At 70.4% G+C, this 13,308-nt stretch carries 11 protein-coding genes and 2 tRNA genes; 10 read left to right on the top strand and 3 right to left on the bottom strand.

Translation table 11 applies throughout. From position 1 onward, the window contains the following. The first annotated feature begins 86 nt into the window (after positions 1–86). The 3 genes from rsfS (at position 87) to ACZ7DE_RS07075 (ending at position 1,394) form a co-directional block, all read left to right on the top strand. Positions 87–533 (top strand): ribosome silencing factor, encoded by a 447-nt coding sequence (rsfS, locus tag ACZ7DE_RS07085; protein ID WP_470758698.1) that lies wholly within the window; start codon positions 87–89, stop codon positions 531–533. Continuing rightward, positions 530–1,204, top strand: coding sequence for a histidine phosphatase family protein (locus ACZ7DE_RS07080; protein WP_470758697.1), 675 nt, complete (start codon positions 530–532; stop codon positions 1,202–1,204). Before rsfS ends, ACZ7DE_RS07080 begins: the two co-directional genes overlap by 4 nt. A gap of 117 nt (positions 1,205–1,321) precedes the next feature. Continuing rightward, positions 1,322–1,394: transfer RNA gene (locus tag ACZ7DE_RS07075), tRNA-Ala, on the top strand. Between the two features lie 88 nt (positions 1,395–1,482). Here the strand turns inward: ACZ7DE_RS07075 and ACZ7DE_RS07070 are convergent. Continuing rightward, positions 1,483–2,277, bottom strand: coding sequence for a helix-turn-helix transcriptional regulator (locus tag ACZ7DE_RS07070; protein WP_470758696.1), 795 nt, complete (start codon positions 2,275–2,277; stop codon positions 1,483–1,485). Positions 2,278–2,677: 400 nt separating this feature from the next. Between ACZ7DE_RS07070 and ACZ7DE_RS07065 the strand changes: the two genes are divergently transcribed. From ACZ7DE_RS07065 to ACZ7DE_RS07050, 4 genes are all read left to right on the top strand, one after another. Continuing rightward, positions 2,678–4,066, top strand: coding sequence for an MFS transporter (locus tag ACZ7DE_RS07065; protein WP_470758695.1), 1,389 nt, complete (start codon positions 2,678–2,680; stop codon positions 4,064–4,066). Between the two features lie 69 nt (positions 4,067–4,135). Beyond that, entirely contained in the window at positions 4,136–4,309 is a 174-nt protein-coding gene (locus tag ACZ7DE_RS07060) for a hypothetical protein (protein ID WP_256914421.1), read from the top strand. Positions 4,310–4,312: 3 nt separating this feature from the next. Continuing rightward, on the top strand, positions 4,313–4,546 hold the full coding sequence (locus ACZ7DE_RS07055; protein ID WP_003976229.1) for a hypothetical protein: 234 nt from the start codon (positions 4,313–4,315) through the stop codon (positions 4,544–4,546). Positions 4,547–4,678: 132 nt separating this feature from the next. Next, a tRNA-Ala gene (locus ACZ7DE_RS07050) sits at positions 4,679–4,751 on the top strand. A gap of 218 nt (positions 4,752–4,969) precedes the next feature. Here ACZ7DE_RS07050 and ACZ7DE_RS07045 read toward each other — a convergent pair. Together ACZ7DE_RS07045 and ACZ7DE_RS07040 are read right to left on the bottom strand one after the other, a co-directional pair. Continuing rightward, the gene (locus ACZ7DE_RS07045) at positions 4,970–6,580 is read right to left on the bottom strand and encodes an NADH-ubiquinone oxidoreductase-F iron-sulfur binding region domain-containing protein (RefSeq protein ID WP_470758694.1); all 1,611 of its coding nucleotides are present in this window, start codon (positions 6,578–6,580) and stop codon (positions 4,970–4,972) included. Then, on the bottom strand, positions 6,577–7,923 hold the full coding sequence (locus ACZ7DE_RS07040) for a ferric reductase-like transmembrane domain-containing protein (RefSeq protein WP_470758693.1): 1,347 nt from the start codon (positions 7,921–7,923) through the stop codon (positions 6,577–6,579). Before ACZ7DE_RS07040 ends, ACZ7DE_RS07045 begins: the two co-directional genes overlap by 4 nt. Positions 7,924–8,349: 426 nt before the next feature. On the opposite strand from ACZ7DE_RS07040, the gene leuS reads away from it, so the two are divergent. From leuS to ACZ7DE_RS07025, 3 genes are all read left to right on the top strand, one after another. Then, entirely contained in the window at positions 8,350–11,229 is a 2,880-nt protein-coding gene (gene leuS, locus ACZ7DE_RS07035; protein WP_470758692.1) for a leucine--tRNA ligase, read from the top strand. Positions 11,230–11,553: 324 nt separating this feature from the next. Further along, on the top strand, positions 11,554–12,288 hold the full coding sequence (locus ACZ7DE_RS07030; protein WP_470758691.1) for a hypothetical protein: 735 nt from the start codon (positions 11,554–11,556) through the stop codon (positions 12,286–12,288). A gap of 112 nt (positions 12,289–12,400) precedes the next feature. Further along, positions 12,401–13,246 (top strand): DegV family protein, encoded by an 846-nt coding sequence (locus tag ACZ7DE_RS07025; RefSeq protein WP_470758690.1) that lies wholly within the window; start codon positions 12,401–12,403, stop codon positions 13,244–13,246. Positions 13,247–13,308 lie beyond the last annotated feature (62 nt).

The following is a 13,308-nucleotide window of genomic DNA, read 5'->3' as shown; positions in this document are numbered from 1 at the left end:
CCCGCGCGGTCCCTTAAACGCGTGGGGCGCCGTCGGCTGTCCGTGAGACCCTTGAGGACAAGTGTCCGCCGACGGAAAGCCACGTAGTGACCGCCACCGACCGCTCCATCGAGCTCATCAACAGCGCCGCCCAGGCGGCCGCAGACAAGCTCGCGCACGACATCATCGCCTACGACGTCAGCGACGTGCTGTCGATCACGGACGCCTTCCTGCTGGCCTCCGCCCCCAACGACCGCCAGGTCAAGTCGATCGTCGACGAGATCGAGGAGCGCCTCCAGAAGGAGCTCGGCGCCAAGCCGGTGCGCCGTGAGGGCGACCGCGACGCCCGCTGGATCCTGCTCGACTACGTCGACATCGTCGTCCACGTCCAGCACAGCGAGGAGCGTGTCTTCTACGCCCTCGAGCGGCTGTGGAAGGACTGCCCCGAGCTGGAGCTGCCCGCCGACGCCCAGGCGACGCGCGGCAAGGCCCAGGAGCACGCCAAGCTGCAGGCCGAGGAGGACGAGGCCGCCGAGTTCGGGGAGCTGCGGTGACTGCCCCCGCGCAGGCCGCCGCGTCCCGTGAACCGGGGCGCGGCCGCCGTGTCATCCTCTGGCGGCACGGCCAGACCGCCTGGAACGTGGAGCGCCGCTTCCAGGGCACGACGGACGTCGAGCTGACCGAGACCGGCGTGGCCCAGGCCCGCCGCGCCGCCCGGCTGCTCGCCTCCCTCAAGCCCGACGCGATCGTCGCCTCGGACCTGTCGCGGGCCGCGAACACGGCCGCCGAGCTCGCCGCGCTCACCGGCCTGGACGTGACCTACGACGAGGGCCTGCGGGAGACGTACGCGGGCGTGTGGCAGGGGCTGACCCACGAGGAGATCATCGCCCGCCACGGCGAGGAGTACACCGCGTGGAAGCGCGGTGAGCCGGTCCGCCGCGGTGGCGGCGAACTGGAGACCGAGGTGGCCGACCGTGCCGCCCCGGTCGTGCTGCGGCACGCCGAGAAGCTGCCCGATCACGGCACGCTCGTCGTCGTCAGTCACGGCGGCACCATCCGCACCACCATCGGCCGCTTCCTCGGTCTGGAGGCGCACAACTGGGAGAGTCTCGGCGGGCTCTCCAACTGCTGCTGGTCCGTCCTCGGCGAGGGCGCCCGGGGCTGGCGTCTGCTCGAGCACAACGCCGGCACCCTGCCCGAGCCGGTGCTCGGCGACGACGACTGAGGGCCGTGCGGCCGCCGGGACCCGGATTTCACTTTCCGGCAGGTCGCAGGCTAAAGTTCTTCTTGTTCGCCCCGCCGAGCGGGGCGAAACACCATGCGGCTCAGCCGCGTGGCGCAAGGGGCTATAGCTCAGTTGGTAGAGCGCCTGCATGGCATGCAGGAGGTCAGGAGTTCAATTCTCCTTAGCTCCACAGATGGGCCGGTCGGTCGAGCGACACTCTGTTGAGTTGTCAAAGATCGAGAGATCGGTCGAGATCGCTTCGGAAAGATCCCGTCCCCTCAGGGGGCGGGATCTTTTGTCGTCTCCTTCCGCAACAGGGCCGCGCGCCGCGCCGTCTCCTCGTCGTCCGGTGTGTAGACCACGATGCGGCACTCGGGCATTCCGTTGATCGACAGCGACATGGACGTCATCCGAAGCTCGCCGAGGGCCTCGTGCCGGAAGACCTTCACGCGACGGCCGGGCTCCGCGACGTCGCCGGACGCCCACAGCCGGGCGAACAGGGGGCTCGCCTCGGACAGGCGACGTATGAAGTCCTCCCAGACGGGCTCACCGGCATGCAGTCCGTACGACGCCCGCAGGGTCGCCACCATCACCGGGAGCTCCTTGTCCCTGAAGAGCAGCGGGCAGTCCTCCTCCCGCACCGTGAACAGCCGCCACAGGGCATTCGCCGGTACTCGGGGGGCGCTCCCGGCCGCCGGAGCGACGAACAGGTCGTGGTAGACCGAGTTGGCGGCGAGGATGTCGTAGCGCGAGTTGTAGACCACCGCCGGGCGGGGAACGAGGGCGTCGATGATGCCCTGGATCTCCGGACCGACGCTTCGCACCAGGGCCTCCGGCGCGGACACGTAGGGCACCTCCGCCAGGTGGTACAGGTGCTCCCGCTCCGGCGGGTCGAGCCGCAGGGTCCGCGCCACGGCGTCCAGGACCTGCGCGGAGGCGTTGATCGGCCGCCCCTGCTCCAGCCACGTGTACCAGGTGACGCCGACCCCCGAGAGCTGGGCGACCTCCTCGCGCCGCAGTCCTGGCGTGCGGCGACGCAGCCCGGGCGGCATCCCGACGTCGCCCGGTGTCACCCGGGCCCGCCTGCTGCGCAGGAAGGCCGCCAGCTCGGGCCGGCGTCGATGCCTCGTGCCCGGAGCAGGCCCGTCGCGCGTCTCCGTCTCCGATTCGGCCCCTGCCCCTGCCCCTGCCTTCGTCCTCGTGCCTGTTCGCGTCCCCATCGCCACGTCCGCCATCGTCACTTCCCCCATCGTCACGTCCCCCATGGTCGATCCCCCGTCCGGCCCCTGCCAGGTGCTGTCAGTACCAGCATCGGCGGGCTCTCGGCACCCGTACCGGATCCTCGTCACGCTCGACGGCATGACGACGACACCCCGGACGGGCCCGGTCCCCGCGTCCGTGCCACCCGTTTCACGTCCTGCCGCCAGTAAAGACCCCGGCACTGACAATCGGCCTCGGCGGCTGCTGGCGGTCGTGCTCGCAGCCCAGTTCATGGCACTGCTCGACGTCTTCATCGTGAACGTCGCGGCCCCCACGATCGGTTCCGACCTGAACGCGTCCGGCGCGGACCTCCAACTGGTGGTCGCCGGTTACGCCATCACGTACTCCGTGCTGCTGATCACCGGCGCGCGCCTCGGCGACCGGTTCGGGCACGGGCGGGTCCACCTCGCCGGGCTCGCCCTCTTCACGGCCGCCTCGCTGGCCTGCGGGCTGGCGCAGGGAAGCACCGAGCTGATCGTGTTCCGGCTGGTGCAGGGCGTCGGGTCGGCGGTGATGATCCCGCAGGTGCTCAGCCTGATCCAGCGCACGTTCACCGGCGCGGCCCGGGTGCGGGCGCTGGGCGTCTACTCGGCGGTCCTCGCCGTCGGCGCGGCGGCCGGGCAGGTGGCGGGCGGCGTTCTGGTCAGCGCCGACCTGCTGAGCGCCGGATGGCGTCCGGTGTTCCTCGTGAACGTGCCGGTGGGCCTCGTGCTGCTGGTCGTCGGACGGCGTGTCCTGCCGCGAGGAGGGGGAGTGGGACGGCACACGGAGGGGAGAGAGGCGCGCGCGGGGGCGCGCGGCGCGGACTGGCCCGGTCTCGTGCTTCTGGGCGCGGCCGTGTCGATGGTCACGGTGCCGCTGGTGCTCGGACAGGAGGAGGACTGGCCGTGGTGGTCCTGGCTGTCACTGGCCGTCGGCGCGCTCGTCTTCGTCGGGTTCTGCGGCTACGAGGCCCGGCTGGCCCGCCGCGGCGGCGCCCCGCTGATCGCGCCCCGTGTGCTGCGTCACCCGGGGATGGGGCTCGCCGTCGGGCGGGTCATGGCCGTCATGGCGGTGAACGGCGGCTTCCTGTTCGTCCTGACCCTGCACGTCCAGGGCGGCCTCGGCTACAGCGCGCTGCGCGCCGGTCTCACCTTCGCGCCGACCGCGGTCGTCTTCGGTGTGGTCGGTCTCACCTGGCGCAGGTGGCCCGTGTCCTGGCAACGGTTCCTGGCCCCGGCCGGGTTCGCGCTCACCGCGCTGTCGGTGACCGGCGTGGGGCTGGCCTTCAAGGGCGGTGACCACGGGGGCGCGTGGCTGTACGTCGCGTACGCCGGCGTGGGCGTCGGGCTCGCGCTCGCCTTCAGCCCGACGCTCACCGGTGCGCTGGCGGGGGTGCGGCCCGAGGACGCGGCGGACGCGAGCGGGCTGCTCGCCACGGTCACCCAGCTCGGCCAGCTGATCGGCGTCGCGGTCTTCGGCACACTGTTCTTCAACCGCCTTGAGTCACTTGGGGCACCGGAGGCGTATACCTCTGCGGAAGCGCTTCTCACATGCATGTTCGCGCTCGCTGCGACAGCCGCGCTCGGTGCCGTGTCCGGACTGGTACTGAGGCGTCGCTGACCGTATTGGCCCGGCCGTGGCAGAATCAAACGGCCGGAAGGGGGCGCGGCCCGACGGGAGGGAGTAGCGATGCCTGCGAGCATCCTCGGAGAGGTCGGCCATCTCTCCGAAGCGGCGTTGACACGGGACAAGGCCACCCGGCTCAGCTGCCCCTCCTGCGGTTCCGGACATGTGGCCCTGGTGCTCGGCGACAACGGCGGGACTTCCTACGTGTGCACGGCCTGCGGCCACAGCTGGAGCTGATCGATGGGTGCACACAGGCGAAAGTGCGACTGGTGCGGCAGCGGCACCCCGATCGTCCGCGACATGGAGCCGGTCAACCCCGACTACCAGTACTGGTGCGAGGAATGCGCGCGGGCGCTGATCATAAAAGGCGACCCGATCGAGACGTACCGCGAGCTGGAGGGCGAGCCGATCTACGGCCGGCTCCTCGAGGAGCACTGCACGCTCAAACGGTTCTATTCGTTCGTCACCGCCTGACCGTGGAAAACGGGCGAAAACGGACAGGGTGGAAACGATTTGGTGGTCCACCCGTCGTACCGGTAATGTTGGCGTCGCCGCCGGGGAAACCGGGCGACACGGTCGACAAGCGGCTTCGCCGCTGGACCGCGAGGGGCTATAGCTCAGTTGGTAGAGCGCCTGCATGGCATGCAGGAGGTCAGGAGTTCAATTCTCCTTAGCTCCACAGCAGATCCCGCCGGATCGAATTCGATCCGGCGGGATCTTTTTGCGTTCAGGGGCGGTTGACGAGACCGAAGGGGTCGCCTGTTGTCAGGCGACCCCTTGTCGTGGTCCGGTCTGCCGTCTGCCGTCTGCCGTCTGCCGTCTGCCGTCTGCCGTCTGCCGTCTGCCGTCTGCCGTCTGCCGTCTGCCGTCTGCCGTCTGCCGTCCGGTGACCTGCGCCTAGCGCCCGAGGGCGCGGCGGCCGCGGCCCTGGGAGAGGACCGGCAGGTTGCGGGCGGGCGCCTGCGCGCGCGTGTCCTCCTCGATGCGCAGGGCCAGTGCCGGGCAGCGACGCACCGCGCGTAGAGCTTTGGCCTCGGCGTACTGCGGCACCTTCGCCTGGGCCACCGTGGGGAAGCCGTCGGCGCCCAGCTGGAAGACCTCCGGGAGGATGTCGGCGCACAGGCCGTGGCCGCGGCAGAGCGTCCAGTCGACGAAGATCTTCTGGCGGCTGGAGCTGCTCTCCTCCGGGGCGCTGCCGCTCGTGATGCCCGCGGGGGCCATGCCGGCCTCGAAGAGCGGCAGAACGCCCTCCACGGGCCGTCCGCAGCCATTGCCGAGGACATGCGCGGCCAGGTCGTCGGTGAACGCCTTGATGGTCGACTCCAGGAACATCGCGGAGCCGTCCGGGTGCGAGCACGCGCCGCGCCGCTTGACGTTCTTGGCGACCTGTTTCAGCGCCTCCAGGGCGGCCGGGCCGCCGCCGTTGAGGATGTCCTCCATGCCGCGCGCGGCCGCCGGCAGCCCGAGGTAGCAGGGACCGCACTGGCCCGCGCTCTCGTCGGCCAGCCACTGGGCCACGCGCAGCGACTCGCCCAGCGGGCAGGTCTCCTGGCTGATCGGCAGGATCGCGCCGGCGCCGAGCGCCCCGCCCACCGCGTCCAGGGAGTTGCGGGAGACGATCGCCTCGTTGACCGTCGCCGCGTCGATCCACTTGCCGTGGTAGCCGCCGGTCAGCACGCCCTGCGGCACCGGCGGGGCGCCGGCCAGCTGGAGGACGTACCGCAGCGGGACGCCCGTGGGGACCTCGATGACCATCGGGCGTGCGACCGCGCCGGAGACCGTCAGCATGACGGTGCCCGGCTCGTCGTACAGGCCGGTGTTGCCGTAGCGCTCGGGGCCGATGCGGGCGGCGATGGCCAGCTGCGCGAACGTCTCCGCGTTGGACAGCAGGGTCGGCGCGCCGCCGACGCCGTTCTGCGAGGCGCTGACCTTGCGGCCGGGCGGGATCGGCGGGCCGCCGTCGATCGAGCGGATCAGCGACGCGGCGGCGCCGGTGACCATGCGGATCGGGTTGCGCTGGACGAAGGCCTTCAGCGCCGACCTGCGGCCGTTGCTGAGGCCGCGCTCGGCGAGCGCGGCCTCCATGGAGCGCTGGGTGGATTCGCGGGTGACCCCCACCACGAGCGTGCGGGCACCCAGCGCCTCCGCGACCAGCAGCGCGCCGTCCAGGATGAGATGCGGGGCACGGTTGATGAGCACCGTGTCCTTGCGGCAGGCCGGCTCGTCCTCGCTGCCGTTGACGACGACGACCGGCCGGACGCCGCGCTTGATCGCGGCCTCGGCGACCGAGCGCAGCTTCTTGTGGAAGGGGAAGCCCGCGCCGCCGCGGCCCTTCAGGTTGATGTTCTCGGAGAGCTTCGCGAGAGCCTCTCCGCCCAGGGGTTCGAGCGGCCCATGCACCTTCAGGTGCATGGGCAGGTCGAGTCTCTCGACAAGGTCGAAGCCCGACGTGAGCTGCGGAAGACCGACCACGCGGACTTCTGGGACGTCGGGCAGGGCCTCGTTCACCTATAGCCTCCGGAAGGCGTGTTCCAAGGTTCGCCCGAACCCGGTGCGTCGAACGACGCGCCGGGCGCTGGTTCATTGGCGGGACCGCTGTTGTACGTGTCGTTCTGGTTGTACGTGCCGTAGGCCTGATTCGTCTCACCGGTGTCGTACACGTCACGTCCGCCGTATCCGGGAGTGCCCGGATTGCCATAGACCGGGATGCTGAATCCCGTGTCCTGGAGCGGGTCGTAGACCGACTGGGGCGCCTCGCCGACCGGCGGCGGGGACGGGATCGGCCAACTGCCCGAGGTGCTGCCGCCGTTGTCGGCCCGCGGAATCGCCTCCGTGGCCTGCTGAAGATCGAACGGCATGCTCATGCGTGCCGTCTGGTCGGCCACGTAGGGCGCCTGCTGACCGCCCGGCGGCGTGTTGACGGCGCGGTAGGCGGCCGCGAAGCCGTTGGCGGGCTCCGGGGTGGCCTGGGTGCCGTACATCGGCGACTCCGGAGCGGCCGTGGCGCCGTACATCGGCGAAGCCGGGGGGCTCATCCGGGTGGAGCTCATCGTGTCGGTCAGCGGCGAGCGGCCGGAGCGGCCCTCATAGCCGGGCAGCGCGGACGAGCCGGTTTCCGACACGCGCGCGCGTGACGCCTCGAGGCCGTCCATGGCGGATCGGTCCGGCGTGCCCAGGATCGCGGCGATCTTGTCGGCGACCTTGCGCTTGAACGGGCGCGGGGCGGCGCGCAGCGCGAGGGCGGCCATGACGCCCACCAGGCAGAGCTCGTAGGAGACCATGAAGAACGGCTTCGCCGCGCGCCCCGCGAACAGGCCGTGGATGAGGGCCGCGCACAGCGCGGGGTAGGCCAGCATGTGCATCGCGCGCCAGCGGGCGGCGACCTCGGCCGGCGCGGCGAACTGGTTGCGCAGCGCACCGGTGATGCCCACGAAGATCATGAGCAGGGCGGCCAGGGAACCGAGGCCGATGAGCCCGGCGCTGCCCTGGATGCCCAGGCTGAACGGGATCAGCGCGGCGATCAGGACGGTGTGTTCCAGCGCCAGCTTGACGGTGATGTGCACCACGAGGAATGCGATGGAGCCCACGGCGGTCACGCGGTGGATGCCCTGCGCGATGATCCGCTGACGTGTGTTGAGGATGAGCCGGTCCTGGGCGACGAGGCCCCAGATGACCGAGCAGGTGAGGCATACCAGCGACAGGACACCCGCACCGAAGTTGAGGAATGCCTGCAACTGGTCGCCGCCGACCAGCACGACCACGGGTATGAGGACCAGGACGACAGCCGTCGCCAACCCGTAGACCGACCGGCCGGGCTTGGGGAGCGAGCTGTAACTAGGACGAGGGTTCATGGGGGCAACTCCGAGCAGTTTCGGGAAAGCGGTCCCGCTGCCGAACTCTAAGTGGCTCCATACCGATGGGTACGAGGTTTGAGTTATTGCGTTGTTATGAAACGACAATGTGGCTGGTGTGATGTCCTTTAGTGGTTGTTACGCGAAGTAACCATCGACCTTGGTTCAGCTCGGACCCCCCGTTCTCGGTGCAGCAACGTTGTCGCGACCATGCATACGTAAGCGCGTCGCCTCGTGCTCAAGGCCTGCGGTACCCTAACGCCATGCGTGCTGTACGCCTTCTGCTTAGCGAGCCGCGCTGATCAGTCCCGACCGCCGGTGAACGGACGGTCGGAGTCGGCGCGGCGTCCCCTCCTGTGCGAGGGGATTTTTCGTTTCCTGGACGACACGCCGCTGGCAGAGACGATCGATGGAGCTTTGAGGACCATGAGCGAGACGAACCCCGCTGCCGCCGCAGTCCCGGCAGAGGCCGCGCCGCACCGCTACACGGCTGCCATGGCCGCCGAGATCGAGGCACGCTGGCAGGACTTCTGGGACGCCGAGGGCACGTACGCCGCGCCCAACCCGAAGGGTGACCTGGCCGGCGACGCCGAGCTGGTCGCCCGGCCCAAGAAGTTCATCATGGACATGTTCCCGTACCCCTCCGGTGCGGGCCTGCACGTCGGCCACCCCCTGGGATACATCGCGACCGACGTCTTCGCGCGCTTCCAGCGCATGACCGGGCACAACGTCCTGCACACCCTGGGCTTCGACGCCTTCGGCCTGCCCGCCGAGCAGTACGCCGTGCAGACCGGCACGCACCCGCGCGTGTCCACCGAGGCCAACATCGAGAACATGAAGATCCAGCTGCGCCGGCTGGGCCTGGGCCACGACAAGCGCCGGTCGTTCGCCACGATCGACCCGGACTACTACAAGTGGACCCAGTGGATCTTCCTGCAGATCTTCAACTCCTGGTACGACGACGAGGCGGACAAGGCCCGTCCGATCGCCGAGCTGGTCGCCCTGTTCGAGTCCGGCGAGCGCGCCGTACCCGGGCACACGCGCGCGTGGCGTGAACTGTCCGCCACCGAACGCGCCGACGTCCTGAGCGAGTTCCGTCTGGCCTACGCCTCCGACGCGCCGGTCAACTGGTGCCCGGGCCTGGGCACCGTGCTGGCCAACGAGGAGGTCACCGCCGACGGGCGCTCCGAGCGTGGCAACTACCCCGTCTTCAAGGCCAAGCTGCGCCAGTGGAACATGCGCATCACGGCGTACGCGGACCGCCTGCTGGACGACCTGGACGCCCTGGACTGGCCCGAGGCCATCAAGCTGCAGCAGCGCAACTGGATCGGCCGCTCCGAGGGCGCCCGCGTCGACTTCCCCGTGGACGGCGAGCGGATCACGGTCTTCACCACCCGCCCCGACACCCTGTTCGGCGCGACCTACATGGTGCTGGCCCCCGAGCATCCGCTGGTCGACAAGTTCACCCCGGCCGCCTGGCCCGAGGGCACCCACGACGTGTGGACCGGCGGTCACGCGTCTCCGGCCGAGGCCGTCGCCGCCTACCGCGCGCAGGCCGCGTCGAAGTCCGACGTCGAGCGCCAGGCCGAGGCCAAGGACAAGACCGGCGTCTTCACCGGCGTCTACGCGACCAACCCGGTCAACGGCGAGCAGGTCCCCGTCTTCATCGCCGACTACGTCCTGATGGGCTACGGCACCGGCGCGATCATGGCCGTCCCGGCGGGCGACCAGCGTGACTTCGAGTTCGCGCGCGCCTTCGAGCTGCCGATCCGCTGCATCGTCGAGCCGACCGACGACCGCGGCACCGACACGTCCACCTGGGAGAACGCCTTCGCGTCCTACGACGCGAAGATCATCAACTCGTCCAACGACGACATCAGCCTGGACGGCCTGGGCGTCGTCGACGCCAAGGCGCGCATCACCGAGTGGCTGGAGCGCAGCGGCATCGGCGAGGGCACCGTCAACTTCCGCCTGCGCGACTGGCTGTTCAGCCGCCAGCGCTACTGGGGCGAGCCCTTCCCGATCGTCTACGACGAGGACGGCGTCGCCCACCCGCTGCCCGAGTCGATGCTGCCCCTGGAACTGCCCGAGGTCGAGGACTACTCGCCGCGCACCTTCGACCCGGACGACGCGAACACGTCCCCGGAGACGCCGCTGTCCCGCAACGAGGACTGGGTGAACGTCACCCTGGACCTGGGCGACGGCCCCAAGAAGTACCGCCGCGAGACCAACACCATGCCCAACTGGGCCGGTTCCTGCTGGTACGAGCTGCGCTACCTGGACCCGCACAACAGCGAGAAGCTGGTCGACCCCGAGATCGAGCAGTACTGGATGGGTCCGCGCGAGGGCCAGCCGCACGGCGGCGTCGACCTGTACGTCGGCGGCGCCGAGCACGCCGTACTGCACCTGCTGTACGCCCGTTTCTGGTCCAAGGTCCTGTTCGACCTGGGTCACGTCTCCTCCGCGGAGCCGTTCCACAAGCTGTTCAACCAGGGCATGATCCAGGCCTACGTCTACCGCGACGCCCGTGGCATCGCGGTGCCGGCCGCCGAGGTGGAGGAGCGCGACGGCGCTTACTACCACGAGGGCGAGAAGGTCTCCCGGCTGCTGGGCAAGATGGGCAAGTCCCTGAAGAACGCGGTCACTCCGGACGAGATCTGCGCCGAGTACGGCGCCGACACGCTGCGTCTGTACGAGATGGCGATGGGCCCGCTGGACGTCTCGCGCCCGTGGGACACGCGCGCGGTGGTCGGCCAGTACCGCCTGCTGCAGCGGCTGTGGCGCAACGTCGTCGACGAGACCACCGGCGAGGTCACCGTGGTCGACGCCGAGCCCGACGAGGACACCCTGCGGGCCCTGCACAAGGCGATCGACGGCGTGCGCCAGGACCTGGAGGGCCTGCGCTTCAACACCGCCATCGCCAAGATCACCGAACTGAACAACCACCTGACCAAGGCGGGCGGCGCGGTGCCGCGCGAGGTCGCCGAGACCCTGGTGCTCCTGGTCGCCCCGCTGGCCCCGCACATCGCCGAGGAGCTGTGGCGCCGACTGGGCCACACCGGCTCGGTGGTCCACCAGGACCTGCCGGTGGCCGACCCGGCGTACGTCGTGGACGAGAGCGTCACCTGCGTCGTGCAGATCAAGGGCAAGGTCAAGGCGCGGCTGGAGGTGTCCCCGGCCATCTCCGACGAGGAGCTGGAGAAGGCGGCGCTGGCCGACGAGGCGGTGGTGAAGGCGCTGGGCGGGGCCGGCATCCGCAAGGTGATCGTGCGGGCGCCGAAGCTGGTGAACATCGTTCCGGCCTGAGGTTCCTGAGGTTCCTGAGATTCCTGCGGCTCCCTGGGCGCCTGAAGCTCCTGGGGCCTCTGGGGCCATCGGGACGGCTGGGGCCGTGGCCGTTGGGATCAGTGGGGCCTTCGGGGTCGCTGGGGCCTGTGGGGCCCTTGAGGCTCCGGGGGCCGGGAGGCCTGAAGCGGAGGCCTGCCGAGTTTGCGGCCGTCCCCTAGGGGTGTCGTGCGGGCAGGTTCGGGGTTCTACTGGAACTCCGGGCCTGCCCGTCTCGTTTACCGTTTGAAGTGCGGCGCCCTTGTGCGGTGCCGGATGTGTCGTGGCGGGCCGGAGGAGGAGCTGGTGGAAGCAGTGATCACAATTGTCGCCGTGCTCTTCGTGCTCTTCCTGGTGCTGGGCGCCTACGCCACGGTGAAGGTGATCGGCGCCGCCAAGCGGGGCGTCGACCGCACCATCACCCAGGCCCGTCGCACGGTCGAGGACCACACCCTGCGGGCCAAGTCCTTCGCCCAACTCGGTCCGGCCGGCGAGATCGCCCAGCTGCGGCTGAAACTGCGCACGTCGATGCGCGCCACCCAGGACGCGCTCAACGCGAGCGCCGCCGAGGACGAGTCGCTCAAGGAGTCCCTCGCCCTGTTCCAGAGGCTCAGCGCGCACGGCCACGAACTGGACCACGAGCTCAAGCGCCTGGAGTCGGAGCCGGACCGGGCGACGCTCGCCGAGCGGCTGCCCTCGCTGCGGGAGCGCACCGAGCGCATCGCCGGATCGGCGGACTCACTGCGCTGGGCGGCGCGCGACCGCGCCCACCGCTTCGCTGACGACGACCTCGACTCCCTGAGCGCCCAGATAGACGTCGAGGCCGGCGCCCTGCGGCACTGGACCACGCCGGAATCCCAGGCGGAGCCGCCCTCGTGGCCGGAGGCGCCTGCCGCCGACGGTCCGGCGGCAGGCCAGACCTGGCCGGAGACGCCCGGTGCGCGCACCGTCGACGAACCGACCCGGCCCGCCATCACTCCTGCGGCACCGCGTCCCGCATACCCGTGGCAGAAGAAGCCGCGCCCCGAGAGCACCACCTGACGAAGCCCCGGGTTTCGTCGTCGTCAGGCGTGGCACTTGATTCGGTCAAGGGCTGCCCAGCCGCGAGGGGCCGGGCTGCCGTGCCGGGGCTACGCCAGGTAACCTCCAGGTCATGTCCCGCCATGTCGCTATCGTCACGGATTCAACGGCCTACCTGCCGCAGCGGACGATGGAGCGCCACGGCATCACCGCGGTGCCGCTGACCGTCGTCCTCGGCGATCAGGCCCTTGAAGAGGGCAGCGAGATCTCGACCCGCTCCCTCGCCCAGGCACTGCAGAAGCGACGTCCCGTCACCACCTCGCGCCCCAGCCCCGAGGTCTTCGCGGAGACCTACCGCAAGGTCGCCGAGTCCGGCGCCACCGGCATCGTCTCCCTCCATCTCTCCGCCGAGTTGTCCGGCACGTACGACGCGGCCGTCGTCGCGGCGCGTGAGGCGCCCGTGCCGGTGCGGGTGGTGGACACCGGCATGGTCGCGATGGCCCTCGGCTTCTGCGCGCTGGCGGCGGCCGAGGTCGCCGAGTCGGGCGGCACGGTCGACGAGGCGGTCACCGCGGCGGAGAAGCGGGCCGCCGGCACGTCCGCCTACTTCTATGTCGACACCCTCGACTATCTGCGCCGCGGCGGCCGTATCGGCACCGCGCAGGCCCTGTTGGGCTCCGCGCTCGCCGTGAAGCCGCTGCTCCAGTTGGACGGCGGGCGCATCGACCTCCTGGAGAAGGTGCGGACGGCGTCCAAGGCGATCGCCCGCCTGGAGGAACTCGGGGCCGAGCGGGCGGGCAGCGGGCCGGTCGACATCGCGGTGCATCATCTCGCCGCCCCCGACCGGGCGTCCGCGCTCGCGGACCGACTGCGCCTGCGCGTGCCCGGACTCGCAGACCTGCACGTGAGCGAGGTCGGAGCCGTGATCGGCGCGCATACCGGACCGGGACTGCTGGGGGTCGTGGTCTCGCCGAGGTGAGGGCTTCCCTCACTCGCGCGGGTGGTGGAGTTATCCACAACCAGGCTGTTCTCCACGGAAAT

The sequence above is a fragment of the Streptomyces sp. NPDC037083 genome, from assembly GCF_055606485.1.
The sequence above is the reverse complement of the archived record's forward strand: the minus strand, read 5'-3'. Positions and strand labels throughout refer to the sequence as shown.

Excerpts from the sequence above, each read along its gene's own strand:
- ACZ7DE_RS07060 (WP_256914421.1), top strand. The coding sequence starts at position 4,136 with ATGCCTGCGAGCATCCTCGGAGAGGTCGGCCATCTCTCCGAAGCGGCG.
- ACZ7DE_RS07055 (WP_003976229.1), top strand. The coding sequence starts at position 4,313 with ATGGGTGCACACAGGCGAAAGTGCGACTGGTGCGGCAGCGGCACCCCG.
- ACZ7DE_RS07040 (WP_470758693.1), bottom strand. The coding sequence starts at position 7,923 with ATGAACCCTCGTCCTAGTTACAGCTCGCTCCCCAAGCCCGGCCGGTCG.
- leuS (WP_470758692.1), top strand. The coding sequence starts at position 8,350 with ATGAGCGAGACGAACCCCGCTGCCGCCGCAGTCCCGGCAGAGGCCGCG.
- ACZ7DE_RS07025 (WP_470758690.1), top strand. The coding sequence starts at position 12,401 with ATGTCCCGCCATGTCGCTATCGTCACGGATTCAACGGCCTACCTGCCG.